This is a genomic window from Collinsella sp. AF02-46-1 (genome assembly GCF_003465825.1).
Taxonomy (GTDB): Bacteria; Actinomycetota; Coriobacteriia; order Coriobacteriales; family Coriobacteriaceae; genus Collinsella.
Map to the genome: position 1 here is coordinate 24,137 of NZ_QSBV01000018.1, position 24,712 is coordinate 48,848.

At 60.0% G+C, this 24,712-nt stretch carries 24 protein-coding genes; 1 reads left to right on the forward strand and 23 read right to left on the reverse strand.

Going from position 1 to position 24,712, the window contains the following annotated elements:
• Positions 1-262: 262 nt before the first annotated feature.
• Entirely contained in the window at positions 263-793 is a 531-nt protein-coding gene (locus DWV20_RS08035) for a nitroreductase family protein (RefSeq protein ID WP_118256759.1), read from the forward strand.
• Between the two features lie 165 nt (positions 794-958).
• On the opposite strand, the gene DWV20_RS08040 is transcribed toward DWV20_RS08035, so the two are convergent.
• From DWV20_RS08040 to DWV20_RS08150, 23 genes are all read right to left on the reverse strand, one after another.
• Positions 959-1,636, reverse strand: coding sequence for a DivIVA domain-containing protein (locus DWV20_RS08040; RefSeq protein WP_118256760.1), 678 nt, complete (start codon positions 1,634-1,636; stop codon positions 959-961).
• A 61-nt stretch (positions 1,637-1,697) separates the two neighbouring features.
• Positions 1,698-1,985: a YggT family protein gene (locus DWV20_RS08045; protein WP_035137972.1), complete on the reverse strand. Its 288-nt coding sequence runs from the start codon at positions 1,983-1,985 to the stop codon at positions 1,698-1,700.
• 15 nt (positions 1,986-2,000) lie between these two features.
• Positions 2,001-2,723: a cell division protein SepF gene (locus tag DWV20_RS08050; RefSeq protein ID WP_118256761.1), complete on the reverse strand. Its 723-nt coding sequence runs from the start codon at positions 2,721-2,723 to the stop codon at positions 2,001-2,003.
• 60 nt (positions 2,724-2,783) lie between these two features.
• Positions 2,784-3,521 (reverse strand): YggS family pyridoxal phosphate-dependent enzyme, encoded by a 738-nt coding sequence (locus DWV20_RS08055; RefSeq protein WP_089571590.1) that lies wholly within the window; start codon positions 3,519-3,521, stop codon positions 2,784-2,786.
• 119 nt (positions 3,522-3,640) lie between these two features.
• On the reverse strand, positions 3,641-4,498 hold the full coding sequence (locus tag DWV20_RS08060; protein WP_118256762.1) for a PhoU domain-containing protein: 858 nt from the start codon (positions 4,496-4,498) through the stop codon (positions 3,641-3,643).
• Positions 4,499-4,590: 92 nt separating this feature from the next.
• Complete coding sequence (gene pstB, locus DWV20_RS08065; protein WP_117786670.1) at positions 4,591-5,394, reverse strand: phosphate ABC transporter ATP-binding protein PstB; 804 nt, start codon at positions 5,392-5,394, stop codon at positions 4,591-4,593.
• Positions 5,395-5,406: 12 nt separating this feature from the next.
• Positions 5,407-6,312 carry a phosphate ABC transporter permease PstA gene (gene pstA / locus DWV20_RS08070; RefSeq protein WP_118256763.1) on the reverse strand — a complete coding sequence of 302 codons (906 nt, stop codon included), beginning with the start codon at positions 6,310-6,312 and terminating at the stop codon, positions 5,407-5,409.
• Positions 6,313-6,315: 3 nt separating this feature from the next.
• The gene (gene pstC, locus DWV20_RS08075; RefSeq protein ID WP_118256764.1) at positions 6,316-7,242 is read right to left on the reverse strand and encodes a phosphate ABC transporter permease subunit PstC; all 927 of its coding nucleotides are present in this window, start codon (positions 7,240-7,242) and stop codon (positions 6,316-6,318) included.
• A 1-nt stretch (position 7,243) separates the two neighbouring features.
• A complete protein-coding gene (locus tag DWV20_RS08080; RefSeq protein WP_118238452.1) occupies positions 7,244-8,080 on the reverse strand; it encodes a phosphate ABC transporter substrate-binding protein in 837 nt (278 codons plus the stop codon).
• Positions 8,077-8,877, reverse strand: a complete 801-nt coding sequence (locus DWV20_RS08085) for a polyphenol oxidase family protein (RefSeq protein ID WP_118256765.1) — start codon at positions 8,875-8,877, stop codon at positions 8,077-8,079. Before DWV20_RS08085 ends, DWV20_RS08080 begins: the two co-directional genes overlap by 4 nt.
• Before the next feature lie 215 nt (positions 8,878-9,092).
• Positions 9,093-10,247 carry a cell division protein FtsZ gene (gene ftsZ, locus DWV20_RS08090; RefSeq protein WP_117647221.1) on the reverse strand — a complete coding sequence of 385 codons (1,155 nt, stop codon included), beginning with the start codon at positions 10,245-10,247 and terminating at the stop codon, positions 9,093-9,095.
• A gap of 199 nt (positions 10,248-10,446) precedes the next feature.
• Positions 10,447-11,595, reverse strand: a complete 1,149-nt coding sequence (locus DWV20_RS08095) for a cell division protein FtsQ/DivIB (RefSeq protein ID WP_233539802.1) — start codon at positions 11,593-11,595, stop codon at positions 10,447-10,449.
• A 73-nt stretch (positions 11,596-11,668) separates the two neighbouring features.
• Complete coding sequence (murB, locus tag DWV20_RS08100) at positions 11,669-12,580, reverse strand: UDP-N-acetylmuramate dehydrogenase (protein ID WP_118256767.1); 912 nt, start codon at positions 12,578-12,580, stop codon at positions 11,669-11,671.
• A gap of 5 nt (positions 12,581-12,585) precedes the next feature.
• A complete protein-coding gene (gene murC / locus DWV20_RS08105; RefSeq protein WP_118256768.1) occupies positions 12,586-14,004 on the reverse strand; it encodes a UDP-N-acetylmuramate--L-alanine ligase in 1,419 nt (472 codons plus the stop codon).
• A gap of 97 nt (positions 14,005-14,101) precedes the next feature.
• On the reverse strand, positions 14,102-15,217 hold the full coding sequence (murG, locus tag DWV20_RS08110; protein WP_118256769.1) for an undecaprenyldiphospho-muramoylpentapeptide beta-N-acetylglucosaminyltransferase: 1,116 nt from the start codon (positions 15,215-15,217) through the stop codon (positions 14,102-14,104).
• On the reverse strand, positions 15,207-16,727 hold the full coding sequence (gene ftsW / locus DWV20_RS08115; protein WP_147327502.1) for a putative lipid II flippase FtsW: 1,521 nt from the start codon (positions 16,725-16,727) through the stop codon (positions 15,207-15,209). Before ftsW ends, murG begins: the two co-directional genes overlap by 11 nt.
• A 9-nt stretch (positions 16,728-16,736) precedes the next feature.
• On the reverse strand, positions 16,737-18,143 hold the full coding sequence (murD, locus tag DWV20_RS08120) for a UDP-N-acetylmuramoyl-L-alanine--D-glutamate ligase (RefSeq protein ID WP_118256770.1): 1,407 nt from the start codon (positions 18,141-18,143) through the stop codon (positions 16,737-16,739).
• 9 nt (positions 18,144-18,152) lie between these two features.
• On the reverse strand, positions 18,153-19,172 hold the full coding sequence (gene mraY / locus DWV20_RS08125) for a phospho-N-acetylmuramoyl-pentapeptide-transferase (protein ID WP_117637516.1): 1,020 nt from the start codon (positions 19,170-19,172) through the stop codon (positions 18,153-18,155).
• Positions 19,173-19,175: 3 nt separating this feature from the next.
• Complete coding sequence (gene murF, locus DWV20_RS08130) at positions 19,176-20,600, reverse strand: UDP-N-acetylmuramoyl-tripeptide--D-alanyl-D-alanine ligase (RefSeq protein WP_117637515.1); 1,425 nt, start codon at positions 20,598-20,600, stop codon at positions 19,176-19,178.
• Between the two features lie 127 nt (positions 20,601-20,727).
• Complete coding sequence (locus tag DWV20_RS08135; protein ID WP_369831529.1) at positions 20,728-22,428, reverse strand: peptidoglycan D,D-transpeptidase FtsI family protein; 1,701 nt, start codon at positions 22,426-22,428, stop codon at positions 20,728-20,730.
• Positions 22,429-22,610: 182 nt separating this feature from the next.
• On the reverse strand, positions 22,611-23,081 hold the full coding sequence (locus DWV20_RS08140; protein ID WP_118256771.1) for a hypothetical protein: 471 nt from the start codon (positions 23,079-23,081) through the stop codon (positions 22,611-22,613).
• A 90-nt stretch (positions 23,082-23,171) separates the two neighbouring features.
• A complete protein-coding gene (gene rsmH / locus DWV20_RS08145) occupies positions 23,172-24,137 on the reverse strand; it encodes a 16S rRNA (cytosine(1402)-N(4))-methyltransferase RsmH (protein ID WP_006234266.1) in 966 nt (321 codons plus the stop codon).
• A gap of 20 nt (positions 24,138-24,157) precedes the next feature.
• Entirely contained in the window at positions 24,158-24,592 is a 435-nt protein-coding gene (locus DWV20_RS08150; RefSeq protein WP_035137949.1) for a division/cell wall cluster transcriptional repressor MraZ, read from the reverse strand.
• Positions 24,593-24,712 lie beyond the last annotated feature (120 nt).

Here is a 24,712-nt window from a genome sequence, read left to right on the forward strand (position 1 = left end):
GCGGGCCCGGCCACTAATAACCTTTTTCACTCCGGCTGCAAGCAGAGTCGTTCAAAAGGTTATTAGTGGCCGGGCCCGCTCCCTTATGCACCACCATTGGGAACTTTGGCTGATAGATTTAGCGCGATGGGGGTTTGGCTGAAGGGACCTTTGGTATCCGTTCGGACACTTTGGCCCTTGATGAGCGTTTGGCTGATTGCTGCTTTGGGTACTCTTTGGGTTACTTTTGGTTTGTTTGATTTTTAATTTTAGGAGGGCTTGTATGTCTTATTTGGATCTGGCTCGTGGTCGGTATTCTTGTCGCGAGTTTGAGGACCGTTCTGTTGAGCAGGCTGTGGTGGATGCCATTGTTGAGGCTGGGCGGATTGCTCCTTCTGCTTGTAATAATCATCCAACCCGTGTGATGGTGTTGGATACGCCTGAGCTTCTGGAGAAGGCTGCTGCTTGTCAGCCGCGCTTTGCTCGTGATGGGTCTATCTTTGGGGCTCCGCTTATCTTTCTTATTTGCAGCGTTACCGACGATGCTTGGGTGCGTCCGTATGACCAGATGAACTCCAGTGCCATCGACACCTCGATCGTCTGCGATCAGATGATGATGGAGGCCACCGAGCAGGGCCTGGGTACGTGCTGGGTATGCCATTTTAAGCCCGAGGTGGCCTGTGAGCAGTTGGACCTGCCCGAGGGCGTCTATCCGTATCATATGCTCGTCTGTGGCTATCCTGCCGACCATATCGCCGATCCCGAGCATCGCGAGGCCCGCACCATTCCTCTCCCCGACTTCCTCCTCAAGTAGATTTTTGGGACATGCCTTAAAATCTACCTTTGACCGCTCACCCGTTCGCCGAGTTCTGTGCCCTCAAACGCAGGACTCGGCGTTTTGTTTAGCAGACTGCGTATAGCCACAAAAAAGGACCCGCAAGCTGCGGGCCCTTTCTAGGCGCTAAATAATAGCTGGATGTTAGTCCAGATCGTCGGCGGCGAAGTTGTCGATCGGTGCAAAGGGATCGGCAACGGGGATAACCGGCTCGGCGACGGGCAGCGGCTCGGCAGCAGGAACGGTCACAGCCGGAGAAGCGGCGGAACCGACCGGCGTGGAAGCCATGAGATCGGCCGGGAAGGAGTTCTGAGCATCGTCCATAAAGTGCTGGATGAGCTTGAGGTACTCGGCCTTGAACTCCTCGCGGGAAGCCTTAAGACGGTCAATCTCCTCGAGCTCTGCCTGCTTCTCGGTCAGAGCCTGGCGGATGACCTCACGGGCCTTAGCGTCGGCCTCGTTGCGGATGCGGTCAGCATTCTCGTTGGCGTCGTTGACGATGCTCTCGGCGGTCTGCTGGGCAGCGATGAGAGCAGCGGAGATCTGACGCTCCTGAGCAGAGAAGTCGGGGGCGGGAGCAGCGACCGGGGCAGCAGGGACGGCCTGGGCGGTGGCATCCTGAGCCTGGGCAAGCTGAGCCTGCGCATCGGCAAGCTGCTGCTCGGTAGCAGTCAGACGACCCTTAAGGTCGACAATCTTAGCGAGCATAGCGTCAACCTCGGAGGACAGCGTCTCCAAGAAGACGTCGACCTCAGCAGGATCGTAGCCACGCTTGGCCTCAGAGAAAGTCTGAGCCTGGATGTCTGCAGGGGTAATAGCCATAACAAGTCTCCTTTTTCATCGCCTCGGCGCTACACGCCCGACGTAAGTTACTAAGTCGGTTCTATACGAGTATACCTATAAGAAGCTGCAGAATCAGCCTCTGCACCAACTGCAACGCAATAATCGCAACGACCGGCGAAAAATCAACGCCGCCCATCGGCGGGATAAACCGACGAAAGAGGTTGAGCCACGGGCCGCAGACGCTATCGAGCACTGCAGCGATATCCTGCAGCAGGCCGCCCTGCTTCATGGGAATCCACGTCATAAAGCAGTAGACGACAATGAGCGTGGAATAGAAGTTGAACAGCGTGTTGACCAGCTGGACGATAGTGTAGATGTTGATGGGAATCTCCTCGTCTTGTCTTTACTTAAGGTAGCCGTCGGCACGAAGCTTCTTGAGATCGGAATCTTTGACCTCGCAGCCGGCGGGCAGCACCATGAACACGCGGTCGCCCACCTCCTTGACCGTGGCACCCAGACCGCAGGCAAAGCCGTAAGAGAAGTCCAAGACGCGCTTAGCAACTTCGGTGCGTACGCCCACAAAAATCAGTGCGACAGGCTGCTTGGTGCGAACGCGGCGCACCACGGTCTCCACGTCGTCATAGCTCTCGGGGCGCAGGACATAGGCCGGCAGCTGCGGCGTGGCGTTGATGATATTGCTCGCATAGGCCGAGGCATCACTCGGTGCAGGCGCGGGCGCAGCGGCGGCACGGGCGCGGGTGTTCTCGGCGTAGCTCGACGGCGTGTCATAGGCACCAGGACGATAACCGCTCGCAACACTGTCCTGCGAGCGCGAAGGCGGGTTATACGTCGTGGCATGGCGGGAGTCATCGCCGACCAGCTGACCGGAGCGCGTATACACGGCAACCGACTCAGCTTCACCGCGGCGCGTCTGACCAAGCAGGCCGTTGCTCGGCTCGTCTTGGGTGTAGAAGCCCTCGCCCGAAGCACCGCTGTAGCCGTTGTCCTGATAACCATCGTCATAGCCGTCATCGTAGCCGTAGTCGTCGTCCTGGCCATAACCCTGGTCGTAACCCTGCTGGCCGCCCAGGTGCATCTTATTTTTAATCTCGTCAAGGAAGCCCATGGTTGTGTCCTCTCGCGGTTTAGTGCAGGCGCCCCGATAATCAGTGCGCACTTCAGAGCCTTATTTTACTGCAAACTCCGGGCTAAATACTACCCTGCCCAGGCGAACGAGCGTAGAGCCCTCCTCAAGGGCAGGCTCAAAGTCCTCGCTCATGCCGCAGGAAAGCTCAGGCAGGTTCAAATCGGGATGTGCCGCCTCCAGCTCATCCCTCAGCTCACGAAGCCCCGCAAAGGTGCGGCGTGCCACATCCTTATTCCCCCGGGGCGCCATAGTCATAAGCCCCTGCACGCAAATTCCCTCGAGCTCCGCAAGCTCACCCGCGGCAGCGCGAATCTCATCGGGCGAAAAGCCTCCCTTCGACTCCTCACCACTCACATTGACCTCGATGAGCACACGCTGGGGGCCGGCGAGCTCGCCTGCCTCAATCTTGCGGACAGCACGGCTCGAGATCGCCTGCGCCAGATGCAGCGAACCCACCGAGTGAATCAGCTCGGCTGAGCCCAGCACCGCATTGATCTTATTGGTCTGCAGGTTGCCGATCATATCGAAGCGCACCTCGGGCAGCTCCGGATGCTCCGCCAGACCCGTGAGCTTGCGAACCAGCTCCTGCGGGCGGTTCTCGGCAAAATGGCGATACCCCGCCTGGATGGCGGCAACGGTCTCATCGACACCAACGGTCTTGGACACGGCAATGAGGCGCGCGGCGTCGTGGGGGCGGCCCGCGCGATCGAGCGCCGCATAAAAACGTTCCAGAATCTGCTCGCGGCGAGCGCGCATCAAGTCCAAATAGTTATCCATTGCCAATCGCCTCCGCTGACAGCCAAACAAGTAGTCCCATGCTAACGCAAGAGCGCGGCCCCGCATGTGCAAGGCCGCGCTCACTTAGGTATTTACAATCTTTCGACGAACGGGGCTACTTACTCCTCGTCGTCCTCGCCATCGTCCTCGTCCTCAAGATGATCGAGCAGGTAGCGAAGACCCTCGCTGACCTCGTTAACGGGCACCTTGGCAACGTAGCGAGCGTCGACGGCGGGCCTCATGATAACACCCTCGCCCGAAGGCACGCGCATGCTCTCGAGCTCATCCTCGTCCACACGGGCGATATCGCCGGCGTTCATACGCTGACCAGTCAACAGGAAGGTCAAACGGCAAGCGGCATCGATGGAAATCGAAGCGATGCGATCGAGGTAGCGCGAAACCATGATAGCGCGGCGCAGGTCGTCATAGTTGCTGTCGTCGTCCATAAAGTCGCCCGTATCCATACGGTTAAAGGTGCGGAAGAACTTCTCGTAGGCGGCGTGCACCGGCTCGTCCTCGACGGCCAAGTTGCAGATGATGGACATGTCATTGGTGACGAGCGCAGAAAGCGAAGAGCCCAGCACCTGGTAAACAGCTTCGGCCTCGGCCTCAACCGTACCGACGAGCTCCTGGGGCAGCGAGATGTCGGCCTTGACCATGTGACGCGTGGCGCGGCAGATCTGGCGAACCTTATCGGTCATGCGCTGCAGGTTAAAGTCGACGTAGATAATCGTCTGCAGCAAGCGGAAGTCGGAGGCGACCGGCGACTGCGTGGCGATCAGGTTGTAGCACACGGCCTCCAAGTTGGCGCAGCGCGCGTCAATCGAAAGCGTGCGCTTCTTGGTCTTGGTGGCGAGCTTGCGGTCGTCGGTCACATAGGCCTTAACGGCATCGTGGAGGGCCAGATCGACGGCCTCGTAGATGCTCAGCATCTCGTGGCGGGCCTCGATGAGCTGACGGGAAAACAGTTTACGCATGGTTCACTCCAATCAGTTGGGTGCGGTCATGCCGCCCGCACAGTGAATACGCACCGGACCAGGTCCGATCGGCTTGGGACTAGTCGCACCGATCAGCCAAAGCGGCCGGTGATATAGTCTTCCGTCCGCGAGTCCACCGGGCTGGTGAAGATCGCGTCGGTTTGACCATACTCGATGAGCGTGGCAGGCTCACCGGCAACTTCCTGCAAGAAGAATGCGGTGTAGTCGCTGATACGAGCTGCCTGCTGCATTGAATGCGTGACGATGATGATCGTCATCTCGGGCGCCAGCTCGGCCATCAAATCCTCGACCTTAGAGACGGACGTGGGGTCGATGGCGGAGCAGGGCTCGTCCATCAGGAGGACATCGGGTTGCACCGCAAGCACGCGCGCGATGCACAGACGCTGCTGCTGACCGCCCGAGAGCGCCAAACCATCCTTGTTGAGCTGATTGGATACCTCTTTCCAGAGGTTGGCGCGCTTGAGCGATTCTTCCACGATGTCATCGAGGTCGCTTTTGCTAGTCACGCCCTGCAGACGAGGGCCAAAGGCGACATTATCGTAGATGGATTTGGGAAACGGGTTGGGCTGCTGAAAAATCATGCCCACGCGGCGACGGAGGTCGACCGGGTCGACGCCCTCGGCATAGATATCGTTGCCGTCGAGCGTCATGGTGCCCTCGACGCGCGTACCCTCGATCAGGTCATTCATGCGGTTGATGCAGCGCAAAAACGTCGACTTACCGCAGCCCGAAGGGCCAATGAAGGAGGTGATGGCGTTTTTGGCGATGTTGAGGTCGAGCCCCGTCAGCGCATGAAAGTCACCGTACCAAAAGTTGAAATCCTTGGCCGTAATGGCCGCTTGCTCCAGCGTGGGAGCGGACTGATAAACGGACATGGGACTCCTTAACTAGCGACGCTTGCGCGACAGGAAGCGCGCAAACAGGTTGAAGGCCAGAATGATCACCATCAGCAAGAGCGCGGTGCCGTAGGCTGCGTTCATGTTGATGCCGTCGTTGGCAAGCAGGTACAGGTGAACGGTCATGGGGCGGCCGGAATCGAGCGGCGAGATAGGTAGATTGATGGCCTGGCCCATGGTGTAGAGCACCACGGCGGTCTCGCCAATGGCACGGCCGATGGCAAGGACAATGCCCGTGGCAATACGGCCAAAGGCAGAAGGAAGCACGATCTTGGAGACAACCTGCCACTTGGTGGCGCCCAGGCCATACGCGCCCCAACGGATATAGCGCGGAACGGCGCGAATGGCCTCTTCGGTGGTGCGCATGACGATGGGAAGCATCAAGAGCGCGAGCGCCAGAGCGGCCGAGACCATCGAAAGGCCCAGGCCCATGGCCTCGACAAACAAGGCATAGCCAAAGAGGCCCATAACAATGGAGGGCACCGAGGCCAGGGCATCGGCAGCATAGCGAATGATGTCGACGACCTTGCCCTGCTTGGCGTACTCGGCCAGATAGACCGCAGCCAGGACGGCAACCGGCGTGCAGATGAGCATGGCGAGTGCCGTCACGTAGATGGTCGAGACGATTGTGGGCCAAATGCCGCCTTCGGCGTTGACGCCCTGCGGCCAGCCGAAGATAAAGTCGAGCGAGATATGCGGCAGGCCGTTGATGACCACGTAGGCGATGATGGCGATCAGCACCAGCGTGGTGACATAGGCCGCGGCGCGAAACACGCCGAGCATGATCTTGTTGGAGAGGTCCTTGTTGATGCGGCCTTTCTTACCATGGGAAAGGGCACGCTTGATGCGCTCGCGCGACGAGGTCGTATCGACCGTCGTGTCAACGAAATCGGACATAGCCTACCCCCTCTTCTTCTTGGAAATCAGACGGACGACGCCCACCAGCGTGGCGGAGATGATAAACAGGACCACGCCCATGCCAAAGAGCGCCGAGCGGTGCAGGCCCGAGGAATAGCTCATGTCGAGCGCGATCTGGCTCGTGAGCGTCGAGATAGGGCTCGAGATGCTGTCCGGAATGACCGGAGCGTTACCCACGACCATAAGCACGGCCATGGTCTCGCCGATAGCGCGACCCATGCCCAGCACGATGGCGTCCACGATACCCAGCTTGGCGGCAGGTAGCACGACCTTATAGATGGTCTGCCACTTAGTAGCACCCATGGCATACGATGCCTCGCGAATACCCATGGGAATAGAATTGAGGGCATCGATGGTGAGCGTTGTGATGGTGGGGACGATCATGATGGCGAGCACGAACCACGCCGTCAGGGCACCAAAGCCAAGACCGCCGGTCAGCTGCGCGATAAACGGGCGGATGATAATCATGCCGAAGAAGCCGTAGATGATGGAGGGGATGCCCGCCAGCAGGTCGACGGCAGGGCTGATGAGCTTGCGCACGCGCTTGCTGGCAATCTCGACCAGATACACAGCCGTGCCCACACCCAGGGGCACACCCATGGCAAGGGCACCGACGGTCACCAGACCCGAGCCGGCCAGCAGCGACATGATGCCGTAGTGGCCCTCGGAGGGCGCCCACGTAAAGCTAAAGAAGTCCGCCAGACCAATGTCGGTAAAGACGGGCAGCGCCGAGTACGTGGTAAAGACAAAGATCAGGATGACGGTGACGACCGCCAAGAATGCACAGGCAAAGAAGATCCACTGCAGCGCCTTCTCCTTAATATAAGTGCTGCGCGACACGAGCGCCAGCTCGCGCTTCTTGGGTGCCCGAGAAGTCTGCTCGGTCTGGGAGTTTTCCACTGCTTCCACGTTACTCACTCCCCTTTCCGTCGTTGGTGACGGGAATAAAGCCCGCCTCGCGAATCTGCTTGTCCATCTTTTCGGACGTCACGTAGTCGATGTAATCCTGCGCTTGCTGCGAAGGCGTTCCCTTCACAAAGAAGTAGAGGTCGCGGGAGATGGGATAACCACCGCTCGCGACTGTCTTCTCGGACGCCTCGACGTGATTGACCGAAACGGCCTTGACCGAAGTCTTGGCGTTGAGGCTCTCGACAAAACCCAGCGAGATGTAGCCAATAGCACCACGAGAGCGAGACACGACATCGCGTACCTGGCCCGTACCCGAAAGAACGGCCGAGCGACGATCGAACGGCGTGCCGTCCATCACGATGGTACGGAAGGCCTCGCGCGTGCCGGACGCCTCGTCGCGGTTGATAACCTGAATCTTCAGGTCCTCGCCACCAACCTCTTTCCAGTTGGTGATCTTGCCCGCATAGATATCGCGGAGCTGCTCAGTCGAGAGGTTATCGACCGGGTTGTCGTCGTTCACGATGACCGCGATGCCATCGTGTGCGATAACGATAGGCGTCAGGCCCAGGTCTTGCTCATCGGCGTTGAGGCCACGAGAGGAGCTGGCGATATCGGCGGTGCCGGCGCTAACAGCTTCGATGCCAGCAGATGAGCCCAGACCAGAAACCAGCACGTCGATGCCGGTCTCTTCCTTAAAGCCCTCGGCCGCGATCTCGGCAATGGGAAGGCAGGTGGTCGAGCCAGCCACGGTAATAGAAGACGTAGAAGATCCCGAGGAGCAGGCGCACAGCGTGAGCGTGAGCACTGCCGCACTCAGGACCGATGCGATCTTTCTCATAGCATCACGCCGATCGCCGCATGGCGCCCGCAGGTGCCACCCTCGTTGCGGTAGGAATAAAAGCGGTCGTTCTGGCGAACGGTGGAAAGTTTGGTGTCCACAATGCCGTTCACATCGACGCCGGCATCCACCAGCGCCTCGCGAATGGCGGCGGAAAGATCGAGCATACGGGAAGCGCCCGCATCGATGCACGAGAACTCGGCGGCAAAGCGGTCCATGAGCTCTTGGGACACCTCGTACTCGTCGCCCAGGATATGGGGCCCAATATAGGCAGAAACATCGTTCGCATTGCAGCCGGTTGCATCGCAAAGCGCTTGGCACGCCTTGGCGGAAATGCGCGCAATCGTGCCCTTCCAGCCAGAATGCACCACGGCAAAACCGTTGGGAGCAACCAGCACCACGGGAACGCAATCGGCAAAGCAGAGTAGCACGGGTACCTCATGGGCCGTACAGACGATGGCATCGCAGCCCTCGGCAATCTGCTCGCGAATGTTCTCGAGATCGTCGGCGCCGTTCGAGGTCACTGTAACTATATGGTCACCATGTACTTGATTGGGTACGAGCAGATTATGCTCGCACTCAGCGGCGCCCATGGCCTCGAGCACGCGGCGACGATTTTCTTGAACGGCAAAGGGGTCATCGCCTACATGCGAGCCCAGGTTGAGCGAGGAGTACGCATCTTCGGAAACGCCACCGGTGCGCTCGGTAAAGGCAAAGCGAACATCGTGCGTCGCGCCCTCTACCAACGTAACTCCATCATGGTCGACACGCGAAACGTTGTCCGCACGTGCTGCCATACTAAAGCCTCCTAATAACACAAGTATCGCGGCAACGCCGCAGCAGTCCGCGTCATACGGCTGCCATACTTCATCAAAAGGATACCCGCAGCGGTAGGGACCAAACGTAAAGGGAACGTAAGGAGATTGGAGGCTTTCGTTTACAAATACGAAACACAACAAAAAGGGGTGCGCCCAATCGGACGCACCCCATGCAGGTCGTTGAGAAAAACGAACTAGAAGCTGCCGCGCTTGAGGAAGTCGGGAAGCTCAAACTGGTCGTTGCCAAAGTTGGGCAGCTCGGTACCACCGACGTTGCGAGTCGGGGCAGCCTGAGCGGGGCTGGCAGCCGGAGCGGTGCGCTGCGGCTCGGCAGAAGCAGCGGCCTTGCTCTGGGACTGCTGAGCAGCGAAGAGCTCGTCCTGACGGTTGACGTTGGAGTCGGAGAAGCCCGTAGCGATAACGGTGATGCGCACCTGGTCGCCCAGGGACTCGTCAACAACGGTACCGAAGATGATGTTGGCCTCAGGGTCGACGGCATTGGCGACAACGTCGGCGGCGTCGCTGATCTCCTGGATGCCCAGGTCCTTGGAGCCGGCGATGGAAAGCAGGACGCGCGTGGCGCCATCGATGGAGCTCTCGAGCAGCGGACTGGAGATAGCCTGCTGGGCAGCGTCGACGGCACGGGTGTCCCCAGAAGCGGTACCGATACCCATCATGGCGGTACCAGCCTGCTTCATGATGGTCTTAACATCGGCGAAGTCCAGGTTGATGATACCCGGGACGGTGATGAGGTCGGTGATGCCCTGGGTGCCCTGGGAAAGGACGCCATCGGCAATCGCGAACGCCTCGAGCATCGTGGTCTTCTTCTCGGCGATGTCGAGCAGCTTGTCGTTAGGGATAACGATCATGGTGTCGACGCAATCGGAGAGGGTCTTGATGCCCTCCTCGGCGCTCTTCTTGCGCTTGCGGCCCTCGAAGGTGAAGGGCTTGGTCACGACGGCGACGGTCAGCGCGCCGACCTCGTTCATCGCGATATCGGCAACGATGGGAGCGGCGCCGGTACCGGTGCCACCGCCCTCGCCGCAGGTGATGAACACCATGTCGGCGCCAGCGAGCGCCTCGGCGATATCGTCGCGGGACTCATCGGCAGCCTTGCGGCCAACCTCGGGGTTGGCGCCGGCGCCCAGGCCGCGGGTAAGGTCGGTGCCGATGTGCACCTTGATATCGGCATCAGAGATCGCGAGCGCCTGAGCATCGGTGTTGATGGCAACAAACTCGACGCCGCGGATGCCCTCTTCGATCATTCGATTGACCGCGTTGGTACCGCCGCCGCCGACGCCGACCACCTTAATGACGGCAAGGTAGTTGTTGATCTCTGTCTCGTGCATGTCGGTCCTCCGAACAAAGGTTATAGCCATAGCATGGGTTGACCCCTGCGCACATTAACCTTCAGGTTGAAAGTAAATGCAAAGGTAAACCGTATTATGTTTGCACATTATGAACGTATCAGTCAAATAATTGACCGTGAAAACCAAACAAACCAGATAAACGGCGTGGTATGGCCCCTCAACAAAGCCATTTAGGATGCTAGGCGGTCGGTGCGTTCCTAAACGTGTAGTTGCCCGGAGAGCGCACATTGATATAAGTTACGCCCTCTACCTGCGAAAGTAGTTTGGTCACGATGCGTTCTTTCTTGGCGATATCATCCGAATCACCCAGCGACACCTCGACGCCGTTGTCGAGATTTGCCGAGATAGCCTCAACGGAAGGCGTGGAAATATCCTTCACCTGGTCCAAGAACTCGCTCGAAAAACCGCGTGCGTAATCCAGGCCGGCCTTGACGGCCTTGGAGCTCACCGCCCGACCCGAAACCGGTGCGACATCGGCCGAGACGTCAGTCAACAGCACGGCGCCGTAGTGCTTGGCAAGCGCCAGGGCCGCATCGATGCCGGTCAGGGTGTTGGCACCCTCCCCCGATGTAATGACGCTCCCCTGGTCGTCCACCTCGACAGACGTCGACAGCGGAGCAATCCAAGTGTCATCGTCTCCGATAGCCCAGGCAAGGTCGTCGGAGCTGATATACGCAATGGCGATAACTTTACGCTCCGTCGGCGTGATGATAAGCGTATGGGGAAACTGGCGCTGGACATCCACGCCCGAGACCCACGGGTTTTGCTTGAGGCCCTCGGTGATCTGATCGGGATCCACGTTAAAGAGCGACGTATTCTCGGGAAGATTGATGAGCTGCATGGCGTCGTGCTTGGTCACATGCTCGCTGCCATGAATCTGAATATCGGTGGCGGCGAACAGGCCAGAGTTGATGACAACGATGGCAATAATGGCAAGTACGGCCACGGCCGCTAGGATGCCGCCCGCGATCTTGCCCTTACCCTTAATGGCAGAAGCGGCGTCGGTCGCCTTACCTGCCATGGCACCGAGCGATGACAGAGGATTGATGCCCTTTTTTGCCGAAGACGCCTTGGCGGCGGGTACCGATGTCAGTGAACGCGGCTTAGCGCCAGCCAACGTACGACTGGTATGCGGCGCACGAGCTCCCAGCGAAGGCCCGGGCGTCGCCATGGGCCGGGAGGTCTTGGTGCCCATCGCCGGCTTGGGCGTCACCGAAGGACGCGGAGCCGGACGACTCGTCTTTTTAGAAGCGGGACGTCCTCCCAGCTGCGAGCCGACGACCGGGCGCTTGGCAGGACGAACGGGCCCAACAGACTTGGAGGGCATGGCGGGCTTATGTTGAGGCTGGGCGGGTGCGCCGGAACGCCCTCCGGCGCGGCGGAAGGTTGGTTTCGATGCTCTAGAAGCCGAGGAATTTAACTTCCGGTCTGAGCTCGATGCCATACGCCTCCCTCACCTTTCCGTGCACATGCCTGATAACCGCGGCCACGTCATCGGCCGAGGCGGTTCCGTTATTAACGATAAAATTAGCGTGTACGGGCGAAACTTCCGCACCGCCAACCGAAAAACCCTTTAATCCACAATCCTCAATCAACTTGCCCACGCTTGCGTCGGGCGGGTTGCGAAAGACCGATCCGCAGGATGCACGGCCCATGGGCTGCGTGCGCTTGCGGCGCGTCAGGTACCGCTCCATGCGCTCGCGAATGTCGGCCTTGGGCGCGGCCTTGAGCTTAAGCACGCACTCGAGAATGATCTCGTTACGCGGCAGGCTGCACTCGCGATACCCCCAAGCGATCTCGGACCCTGCATAGTGCTTAATACCGGACGCCGGATCAAACGTGACCACGTCCTCGATAAGGGAGCCGATCCACTCGGTCCGCGTGCCCGCGTTCATGGACACGGCGCCGCCGACCGAACCGGGAATACCGACCGCGAACTCAAGGCCCGAAAGCCCGCGCGACAAGGCGTCGTTGACCAAACGCGCGAACATCACGCCCGCACCAACGGTCAGCGTGCAGCCGTCCTCGGCAACAACCGTGCGCTGAAACTCACGTCCCAGCGAAATAACGGCGCCGCGATAGCCGGCATCGGCAACCAACAGGTTGGACCCCTTGCCGATAATCACCCACGGCACCTGCTCGCGGTCAAGCACCGCCACGGCGCGACGCAGGGCATGGTAGCTATGGCACGTCACAAAAAGGTCGGCCTTGCCGCCGATACGATAGCTAGTATGGCGTGCAAGACGTTCGTCCTCGACCACGTCCGTGTCGATCATGCCCGAAAGCGCCATGACGGCGTTAAACAGACCCATAGGGGTTAAGCGTCTTTCTTGGCAGTCAGATACTCGATGAACTCGGGGCCGACGGTCGTAACGTCGCCGGCACCCATGGTGAGCAGCAGGTCGCCCTCGCCCACGAGCTTCTCAAGCTCCTGGTTGAGCTCAAGACGGCTAGAGCAGTACACGACCTCTTTGCCGGGGTGCTTGGCGCGAACGGTATCTGCGAGCATCTTGGAGGTAACGCCCGGAATCGGCATCTCACCGGCGGAGAACACATCAATCAGCAGCAGCTTATCGGCGTTGGCAAAGGCGTCGGCAAAGTCATCGCACAGAGCCTGCAGGCGCGAATAGCGGTGCGGCTGGAACACGACATCGACATGTTTGTAGCCCAGCGAAGAGGCGGCAGCGAGCGTCGCCTTGATCTCGGTGGGATGATGGCCGTAATCGTCAACCACCGTGATGCCGTCGATATCGCCCACGTGGGTAAAGCGACGGCGGACGCCCTCAAAACTCGAAAGTGCCTTAGCGGCGGCGTCGATATCGAGACCTAGGACATGGGCGACGGTCAAGACGGCCGTGGCGTTGAGCATGTTGTGACGACCGGGGTTGCTCTTAATCTCGACAGCGTGCTCGGTGCCGTCCTCAAAGCGAACGATAAAGTCGCTCTGGATGCCCTTGACATCCGGATGTACGCAGACGATGTCGTTGTTCTCGGCAAAGCCATAGGAAAGCACATGACGGCCCGTCGACTTGGCGAGCTCGACCAGATGCGGGTCCTCGCCGCAAACGATGACGGTGCCGTCCTCGCCCACCAAACTCATAAACTTGGCAAAGGTGGCCTCAATCTCCTCGATGCCCGAGTAATGATCGAGATGGTCGGCCTCGACGTTGGTCACGATGACCACGTTGGGGTTCAGGAACAGGAACGAGCTGTCCGACTCGTCGGCCTCGGCGACAAAGTAGTCACCCGAGCCGTTCTTGCCGTTGGTGTCGTAGCCCTCGACGATGCCGCCGATTAAAAAGCTGGGGTCCAAACCCATGCGGTCGAGCATGGTGGCGCACATCGAAGAGGTCGTGGTTTTGCCGTGCGTGCCGGCAACGGCGACGGTGGTGTAGCCATGGCCCAGAGCCGAGAGCATCTTGGCGCGGGGCCACACGGGAATACCCAGCTCGCGGGCACGCACGAGCTCGGGGTTGGACTCGGGAATTGCGGTGGAGACAACAACCACGTCGGGCTTGACCTCGTCGATCGTCGCAGCCTCGTGGCCCACGTGGACCTTCACGCCGGCGCGGGTAAGCTGGCGAATATAGCGCGACGTCTTAAGGTCGGAGCCGGTAACGGTGTAACCGCGCTCGTGCAGGACGAGGGCGATGCCGCTCATGCCGGCGCCACCGATACCGATAAAGTGGGCGCTCTTGAACTCGGGCGCGGAGGTTGCAGTCTGGGAATCAGCCATGTGCTCGTGTACTCCTTGCGTAAACACTGCCTGTAACCCGTTAACTGTACCGCACCTACCGCATCCGCGCGAGGGCGACCGGCGATATCCCGTCTAACTAACGCAATCCCTCTACCGCGTCAGCCAAAAGTGCGGCGGCACGGTCCTGGGCCAAGCCACGCGCCGCCTGACGCATGGCATCACGCGCCGCAGCGTCATCGAGCAGGTGCAGCAGCTCGTCGGCAAAGGCAGGGGCATCGATATCGGCATCGGCGCATAGCACGCCGGCACCGGCATCGACCAGGTAACGCGCATTCGTGGTCTGGTGGTCGGCCGTGGCGTGCGGATACGGCACGAGTACCGAGGGCACGGCAAGCGCGGCGATCTCGGCCACGCTCGAGGCACCGGAACGCGAGAGCACCAAATCGGCCGCAGCCAGCATATCGCCCATGTTGTCGATGTAGGGCTGGACACGATAGCGCTTCGCCTCCTCGGGCGTCAGCGCCAAAGCGCGCTCGGTCTCCTCAAAGCCGTCGGCACCCGTCGAATGCAAAATGTAGAGATTCTCGCGGGTTAGCAGCTCGCTCTTGAGCGAGACAACGCGCTCGTTGAGATGCTGAGCACCGAGCGAACCACCAAAGACGAGCAGAAGCGTCGCGTCCTCGGGCACGCCGAGTGTCTTGCGACCGCGGGCGCGATCGCCCTCGATCACCGAACGACGCACGGGATTGCCCGTCATGAGCACATGGTCGGAGTCGCCCTCGCGCTCAAAGACCGCGCGGGCCGCAGGCACCGAAATGCACACGCGAGCGGCATGTGAGTTCATCATCTTATTGGCCAGACCCGGAACAGAGTTCTGCTCGTGCAGCAGATACGGAACGCCGGCGTCCTTGCACCAGCCCAGCAGCGGGACCTCAACGTAAGCACCAAAGCCGATAGCGGCATCGGGCTTACCGACCTTCGAGAAGTGACTGGCAAGCGCACGCTTCGCCTTGTTGACGCGCCACAGCGAGGTCAGCGCCGTCCAGGGACGGGAGCGATCGAAGCCCGTAACTGTGATGGGCACAAAATCGAATCCGGCCTCGGGAACCAGACGACCCTCGAGCTTGCGCGATTGGCCCACGAACACAACGTGATGACCGCGGTCACGCAGTTCCTCGGCCAAGGCGAGCGCGGGGTTGATATGTCCTGCCGTGCCGCCAGCTGCAATAGCAACGGTCATCTTATCGGTCATGGTAATCCCTTCGTACACGCGGCCCCTGGTCATCGGTGCGCAAACGCGCCGACGGGTCCGAATTCAAATCGATTCGATTATATCCGCCGCCCGCATTGCGAGGAGTGGGGCGCTGCGGACGACCTTGCGGCGCTGTTCGCTGACGCGGACGGGCCGCCGGCTCGGTCGCAGAGCCATCCAGAACGGTAAAGCCGTTACGCGAAGATCGCTCGCCGCGCACATGGGGCACGCCGGCGGTACTCTCATCCATAACGGCAAAGCTCTCGCGGCGACGGTCGTACTCATCGCGACGGGCGCTCTCATACGAAACGCGCAGGATCAGACCGGCAAGCATAAGCGACACAATAATCGACGAGCCGCCGTAGCTAATAAACGGCAGCGGCTTACCCGTCATGGGAAACACATTGAGAATGCCCAGCGCGTTGATCAAAAACTGCACCGCAAGGATGACCGCGGAACCCGATGCCATAAGTGCTCCGCGACGATCGGTCGCCTGCTCAGCAATGCGAAACGCCGAGTAAATCAGCATCGCAAACACCAAGAAGAACAGCACGGTTCCGATAAAGCCAACTTCCTCGCCGATAATAGCCAAGATGTAGTCGTTGTGCGCCTCGGGCAAATACGAGTACTTCATGGTGGAGTTGCCGATACCACGGCCGAACAGTCCGCCCGAGGCAAACGCCATGATGGCAAGCGTGGCCTGATAGCCGTCACCATATTCGTCTGCCCAAGGATTCCAAGCAACCTGGACACGCGTCATACGATACGGCTCGGCGATAAGAGCAATCGCAATGACGGCGATGCCGGCAACAACCGTCCAAACGATATATTTGGGGTCCAATCCCGCAAACAACGCCATGCATATGAGGGTCAACAAAATGATCAGAACGGTACCGAAATCGGGCTGAACAAAGATCAGGAAGAGCGAAATTCCCAGGTAGCCGCCCATCTTGCGAAGAAACTCGTTGATGTTGCCGCCGGGCGAAAAGATACGGTCGAGCATGATTGCCGAATACGCGATGGCGAACGGCTTTAAAAACTCAGACGGCTGAAACTGAATACCGGCGATGTTGAGCCAACGCGTGGCGCCACGACTGCCGCTACCCATAAAGAACACCAGAACCAGTAGCCCCATCATGCCCATGAGGAAGATCCTGAGCACGTCTTCCCCAAACCAACTGTCCGGTAAGATGCGCACGATGGCAACCATAGCCAGCACGCCAACTCCGGCAAACGCGGCCTGTCGAAATAGGAAAAACGTCGCCGAACCGTTCTCGTGCAGCGCCTCGACCGAAGATGCCGAGTACACCATCAGCAAGCCGAAGCAAACCAAGCTAAACAGGCAGGCCATAAATATCAAACGGGGGCGCATGATGCGGGCGGGGACGCCGGCAATATAGCGCTCACCGAACGTCTGCCCGCCGCATCCGGAACGCGTCGTGCTACGCAGCGAGGAAGCACGGTCCGAGTCGGGCCTCCTCATATCACTTCGGGGGCTCTCCTCTCTCACCGGCAACCCCTATTCCGTTTGCGATTTCGCTGCTGCGGCAAGCTGGGCCACGTAGTCCTTAAACACGCGACCGCGCTCCTCGTAGCCCGAGAACTCGTCGAACGAAGAACAAGCGGGCGAAAGCAGGATCACGTCGCCGCGGCTCGAGAGCGAGCGGGCAACGTCAACGGCATCGCGCAGGTCATCGGCCTGGGCGATATCCACGTCACCATCGACATCGGCCTCGTCCATAGCAGCGGTAAAGCGCTCGCGCGCATCGCCAAAGCAAACGACTGAACGCACGTTGTCCATAACGACGCGGGCAAAGTCCGCAAGCGGTGTGCCCTTATCGTGGCCGCCGAGCAGCAAAATCACATCGTCGTCGGAAAACGCCGTCAGGGCCTTTTCGACCGCATCGGTGTTCGTTGCCTTGGAATCGTTGACGTAGCGCACGCCATCGATCTCGCCGCAGGGTTCCACGCGGTGTTCGAGCGGCTGGAACGATGCCAAACCGCGGCAAATGCCCTCGGGATCGGCACCGACGGCCAGAGCAGCCGTGGCGGCACATAGGGCATTGATGACATTGTGATGGCCCGAGATCTTGAGCTCGGATGTGGCGATGAGCGGGGTCTCGACGCCCTTCAGGCGCACGATCATCTTGCCATCGCGCACAAAGGCGACATCCTCACCCTCTGGCTCGTCAAAGGCAACCTTGCAGATGCGACGACCCGGCGTGTAGATGTACTCATCGAACTCGTGAATGCCGGCGTCTTCGACGTCGACGACCACCAGATCGTCATCGACCATATTGTCAAACAGTTTGATCTTGGCAAGCGCATAGTTCTTATGGCTCTTATGCCAGCCCAAGTGGTCGGGAGTGATGTTGAGCAGCACCGCCACGCGAGGGTGGAGCTCGGTGGTCGTAGCAATCTGATAGCTCGAGAGCTCAGCCACAAACCACTCGTTGTGGGCTCGGCCGTCAATCTCGTTGATAGGCGGCTCACCGATATTGCCGACGGCCACGCTGGCTTCACCGGCGGCCTTGAGCAGATAATCGGTCAGCGACGTGGTAGTTGTCTTGCCGTTGGTGCCCGTGATGGCGATCCAATTTTGGGGAGACAGGCGATAGGCAAACTCGGGCTCGCCCATAATCTGAGCGGCATGCTCACGCCCGGCCTTAAAGAAAGCCGAGAACTCCGAGATTCCCGGGCATGTCACGCACACGTCATAGGCACCCTCGACCTGCTCGGTGCCGTAGACAAACGACGCGCCCTGCGCCTCGAGCGCACGTGTGGCGTCATTGGGCTCGGAGGTACCGCCGCCATATACGGTCGTGGCGCTCACGCGCTCGGGGTGAGCCAGCGCCCAACGGGCGACATCGAGACCGGATTTACCCTGCCCCAAAACGAGCAGGCTAAAGACATCAGCAAGAGGCATGAAAGACCACTATCCCAACTGGAAGAACAGGGCGAGGCCAACGGCGCCAAAGGCCGCGGCGATAATCCAAAAACGGATAACGACCTTGGTCTCGGCCCAGCCCTTCTTTTCGAAATGATGATGAATGGGCGCCATAAGGAAGACGCGCTTGTGCGTAAAGTGGAAGTAGACAACCTGAATCATGACCGAAAGGGTCTCAACGATAAACAGGCCGCCGATGATAAGGGAGACGACCTCGGTGTTGGTCATGATGGACGTGCAGGCAAACGCGGCGCCCAGGGCAAGCGAGCCGGTATCGCCCATAAAGATGCTCGCCGGATAGCAGTTGAACCACAGAAAGCCCAAGCAGGCACCGGCACACGCGGTGCAGAAGATGGACAGGTTCACGTCTCCGTGCAAAAACGCCATGGCAGCCATGGCGAGCATGGCGATCATGGAGGTGCCACCAGCAAGACCGTCAAGGCCATCGGTCAGGTTCACGGCATTAGAAAGACCGGCGATCATCAGCCAGCAAAAGACAATGTAGAGCCACGGGAACGAATAGCCGCAGATGGTGGTCGAAAGCACGCCAAGGTCGATCGTCAACCCACCGGGAAAACGAATCTCGGGGGCGACGCCGCACCAGTTGACGGCAAGCACCGTAAAGGTGACACAGATAATGGTTAGGCCGATCATCTTGGCATGAGGCGTCAGACCGAGCGAGCGCCCATGCGTAACGGAGGTCAGGTCGTCGATCAGACCCAGCACGCCGGTCGCCAGCGTGGCGAGCAGCACGAGCACGAGCTCGGTGGTGAGCTTGCCCATCAGCAGGCAGGTCAGCGAGATCGCGATGAGGATGACAACGCCACCCATGGTGGGCGTTCCCTGCTTAACCAAATGACGCTTGGGGCCGTCGGCACGAACCTGCTGGCCGATACCCTCGACCTTGAGCAGCTTGATCCACCACGGCATGAGCAGCAGCGCAATGGCGGCGGCGATGCCAAGCCCCAAAAAAGCCTGATACGTTGGATACGAGGGATTGCCGAACATGGGCTAGCACACACCTTCCACAAAGCGGTCGAGCTCAACAAAGCGGGAACCCTTGACCAGTACAACATCATGTTTTTCAAGCGCGCCGCCCATGCGGTCGAGCACCTGCTGATAATCGGAGAACACCTGGATGCGGTCCTCGTCCATGCCCATCATGCGCGCGGCATCGGCCATAAGCTGGGCCAGCTCACCACCCACGCACGCCAGCATGTCGAGCTTCTTGGCGGCGGCATAGGCGCCCACGAGCTCATGCATGCGAGGAGCCTCATCGCCCATCTCGCCCATCTCGCCCAGGATCGCCATGCGAGACCCCGCGCACGAAAGCGAGCACAGCAGATCGAGACCGGCTGCCATCGATTCGGCGCTGGCGTTATAGGAGTCATCGATGATGCGTGCACCGCTCTTGGCGCGCTTGATCTCCTGGCGGTGACCGGTGATTGTGAGGCCCCTAAAGGCAGCATCGATCTGCTCGGGCGTCACGCCCAGGCGATAGGCAACCGCGGCGGCCTTAACGGCATTTGGAACGGACTGCACGCCGGGGATAGCAAGCATGGTATCGATTGTCTCGCCCTGACCAAAATCGAGCGTAAAGACCGGACGGCCCTCGTCATCAACACGAACTTCGCGGGCGCGGACCTCATCATCGTCCGAGACGCCGGCCAGCATCACATCGATACCAGCAGGCCGGGCGAACGTATCGCGAATGAACGGCGTAAAGTCGTCCTCACCGCCCAAAACCAGCAGCGGCAAGAAGTCGCCGGCGGCGCACATACCCTGGACAATCTCGGCCTTAGCGCGGGCGATGTTCTCGCGGCTGCCCAAAATGCCGATGTGAGAGGTGCCGATCTTACTCACGATGGCAAGGTTGGGATTGGCGGACTGGGACAGGCGCTCGATCTCGTGGAAATGGTTCATGCCCATCTCGAGCACCAGGACCTCGGTACCGGCCGGGGCGGAAAGCACCGTGAGCGGCATGCCGATCAGGTTATTGAAATTGCCCTTGGTGGCCCAGACACGATAGCGCTTGGCGAGTACAGCGGCGAGCACGTCCTTGGTCGTCGTCTTGCCGATGGAACCGGTAATGCCAACGACCAGGCAGCCAAGCTCCAGGCGGTACGCGTGCGCCAAACGAAGCAGAAACTCCTCGGGATCATCGGTCAGCAGGATGGCGCATCCCTTGTCCTGCGCCAGCGAGACCAACTCGGCATCGGGCTCACGCGTCATCACGACGGCGCCGGCACCCGACTGGACGGCACGGGAAGCAAAATCATTGCCGTCGACGTTTTCACCGGGAAAGGCGACGAAAATCGTCCCTTCCTCGACCTGGCGCGAGTCGATAACGCACCCGCGGCATACCCGATCGACTTCTCCCGTCACGGTTCGGGCCCCTGTTGCGGCCGCGAGGTTGTTGACGGCGATCTCTATCATTGCAGCTCCCCTGTAAACCTAATAATGCTATCGGCGTATTGTATCCCAGCGCCGCGCATGCGTGGTGCAGGGCATGTGAACACCCCTCATATGGGACAACAAACCACGCCCCAAAGATTGTAACCCCCTACTTCGTGCGCGGGATGCCCAGCACGTCGAGCGCGTTGGCCATAATGGACTGGAACGGCACCGCAGCGGCATCTGAGCCGCTCGGCGTTCCGTCGAGCGTGATATAGCACAGCACCTTGGGTGATTGTGCCGGCGCAAAGCCCATAAAGGACGACATGTAGTTCTCCTTGAGGTAGCCGCCGTTCTCGTCGGCACGTTCGGCCGTGCCGGTCTTGCCCGCCACGTCATAGCCGTCAACCGCGCCGCCAACGCCCGTTCCCTCCGACACGACCGTCTGCATGCACGATGTCACCTGGGATGCTGCATCCTCAGAAATCGCACGCTCGCCTTCGCCCCAGTCCTTCTCGTCGCCTTTGCTGGACTTATAGAAGTGCGGGGTCATCATCACGCCGCCGTTGGCGATGCCGCCCACGGCACGTGCGATCTCAATCGGCGAGACAGACAGCGCCTGTCCAAAGCTCATCGAGCCCAGCGTGGCGCCGTCATACTGGTCACGCTCCTTGACGATGCCCAGGCTCTCGCCCGGAAAATCTACACCAGAGCTGTGACCGATGCCCCACTTGTCCACATAGGCGGCAAAGTCGTCGGCACCGATCTTGCGCCCCACCAGGACAAAGCCCACGTTGGACGAACGGCGCATCATCTCGCGCACATCCATGGTCATGGCATAGTCGCGCTTGTCGGCATCGGTGACGGTATCGTCGCCCACCTTGATGCTCGCCGGCACCTCAAACGACGTACTCGATCGCACGACGCCCAAGTCGAAGCCGGCGCCCGCCACGAGTGTCTTAAAGACCGAGCCGGGCTCGTAGGCGTCGGTAACCAGGCGCAGGTTCATATCCTCGGTCTTGGCGTTTTCCAAATCGGTCTGGTCGTAGGTCGGATACGAGCAGGCTGCCAAGATCTCTCCTGTCGTAGGATCGGTGACCAGCGCCGAGCCGTTCTTGGCCTTAGTCTTCTCAACTGCCTCTGCCAGGGCATCCTCGGCCGCACGCTGGATATTGACGTCGAGCGTCGTCACGATATCAACGCCGTCGACCGCAGCCACCTTTTTATAGGCACCGCCCGCGATATAGCTGCCGTCCCTCGCGCGCTCGCGTACGAGAGAACCGTTCGTGCCGGTCAGAAGCTTGTTGTATTGCTTTTCGAGACCAGTCAAGCCGTCGTTGTCTACATTCACTACACCCAGCACCTGCGATGCCAGATTGCCGTATGGATATACGCGCTTCATGGCCTGCTCAAAAAGCACGCCGGGCAGGTTCTTCTTCTCCAGCGCCACAGCATCGTCTTCGTCCACCTGGCGCTTGATATACACCCAGGTTCCATCGGACTCGACGAGCTTGCGGCAGGTCTTTTTATCGATTCCAGTTGCCTTGACCAGCGCCGACACCGTCTTGTCAACGTCCTCGACAAGCTGCGGGTTCACGGCGATGTTGCGACATTCGACCGACGACGCCAGCACGTTACCGTTGCGGTCGTAGATGGTGCCACGTTTGGCATAGAGGGTCTGCGCAAGCAGGCGACGCGCATCGGCACGCTCGCGCAGTTTATCGGCTTCGACAATTTGATAGTCGGCAAGGCGAAAGACGCCCAAGCCCAAGCCAAGCCCGATGAATCCCATGACGGCTTTGCGGCGAGGCAGCGGCGTGCCCGTGAGCCATTCGGTCGACGAACTCTTGCGCGACCTGGTGTTATGCACTTGAGGGCCACCCGAGCCGCGAAGTCGCGACGCCGGGTCGTTGCCACGGGACCGCCCGGCGTTGTAAGATTGCCGACCCGTTCCTTGATAACCAGAACGTCCCCGCGACGAGGGACGTCCAGAACCGCGGCCCCCATCGGAACCGCGGCGATAGTCATTTGTCATACTCAGCTACCGTCTTGCTACTGAGCGGTCGCGGTCGCGTTGGCGCCCGCGGCTGCATCCTGCGAAAAGTCAAGTGTAACGCTCTCGCTGGGCTCCACCATGCCATAAGCGCCCGCAAGGTCGCGAATGCGCGTGTCGGCGCCATAGACCGAATGCATGACCTCCAGGTCGGAGCTCTCATCGGTCGCCTTTTCGAGCGTGTTGGTAAGCTCGGCGTTGCTGTTGAGCACCTGGGCCGTAACGCCGGCGAGCGCCACGCGGGCGACGCCGATCGTCATGAAGATAGCCGCAATGATGCAAAACGTTTTAAGAACGCTCATGAAAACCGGGCTTACCGCCTGGTTTGCCTGACGGCCCGCGCCCGTGTAGACATCAAAGCGCGGCGTGCGCTGCTCACGGGGAGCAACGGGGGCCTGCGGCGTCTCACGATAGGCGGACATGGCGTTCATATCATAGGCGAGTGCTGCGTTTGAAGTGTTGTAGCCCATGATATGCCGCCTCCCATCCCGAGTACGTTGGTAGTGTGTTTAAGCTTCGTTTATGGTGCGAGCGGGAGGTCCAATATCGCGCGGTCGCGCCTACAGACGCTGCGCCACGCGGATTTTGGCTGATCTCGCCCGAGGGTTGCGCTCAACCTCATCAGGCTGGGCAACCAGGGGTTTGCGGGTGATGACCTTGAGTATCGGCACGTTGCCGCACACGCACACCGGAATCTCCGGCGGACACGTGCACCCCTGGCTCATCTCCTTAAAGTGATTCTTTACGATACGATCCTCAAGCGAGTGATACGAGATGACGCAGATACGTCCGCCCGGGTTGAGCCACCTGGTGGCGGCATCAAGCCCTCGTTCGAGCACATCGAGCTCGTGATTGACCTCGATGCGAATGGCCTGGAAACTTTTCTTGGCCGGGTGTCCGCCATGCCGACGAGCGGCAGCCGGGATACCCGCCTTGATGATCTCGACAAATTGCCCGGTGGTTTCGATCGGTTCTTGCTCGCGGCGGCGCACGATCTCGCGCGCGATCTGCGAGGCGAACTTCTCTTCGCCGTAGACGCGTAGAATCCGGGCGAGGTCGTGTTCGTTATAGGTGTTGATGACCTCAGCTGCGTTTAAGGTGTTATTACCCGGATCCATCCGCATGTCCAATGGGGCGTCCTCGTTATACGAAAAGCCCCTGCCAGGGATATCGAGTTGCGGTGACGAAACGCCCAAATCGAACAGGAAGCCATCGACCCCGGGCACCTCGGCCGAGCAAAGCAGCTCGTCCAAGTCGCCGAAGTTGCCCTTCAGCAGCTGGTGCGGAACGCCGGGAACCTCGCGGTCCAGACGGGCGCCAGCGGCCTCGAGGGCCATGTCGTCCTGATCGACGCCGAGCAAAAGGCCCGTCTCCCCCACCTGCGCGGCCATCTTTACCGAATGGCCGGCACCGCCAAGGGTGCAATCGCAGACAACGGAGCCGCTCTTTAGCCGCAGCGATTCAAGTACTTCGCCGAGCATGACAGGTTCATGCCGATATTCTTGTGTCAAGATCCCACGCTCCATCCGTTACCCGTGCCTTGCCCTTACGAGAAGAAGAGGTCCAGCAGGGCCTCATCGTCATCGTCCTCATCGGCCGTAGCGCGGTCCCAAACCTCAAGGTGGTCGTAGTTGCCCACAACCGTGACCTCGCGGTCGAGGTTCGCCTGCTTGCGGAGAGACTCGGAAAGACCGATACGACCGGCGCTGTCCACGTCCATCGACGTGGTGCGCTTGTTGATCGCCCTCATGAGCTTCTGGTCGTTAATGTCACGCGGGTTAAAACCCTCGTGGCCCTCACGACCCGCGAAGAGTCCTTCGACCCACTTATCGAAGGCCTCGGCAGAGAACACGTACAGAGCATCGACATCCAGGGCTTTGAACACGCGAACGTGCTCTCCAAGCTCCTCGCGAAGGGGTGCAGGCAGGGACAGACGACCTTTTGCATCGAGATTGCGCTCGTATGCACCAGTCATTCCCATGTGCGCCCTCCCCTCGGTTACTCAGATGGCACGTACGCGGGGAACCACCCCGCCTGTCGACGTCATCAATAATATGGGGAACCGCCCCATTTTTCAACACCTTTCCCCACCCCTTCCCCC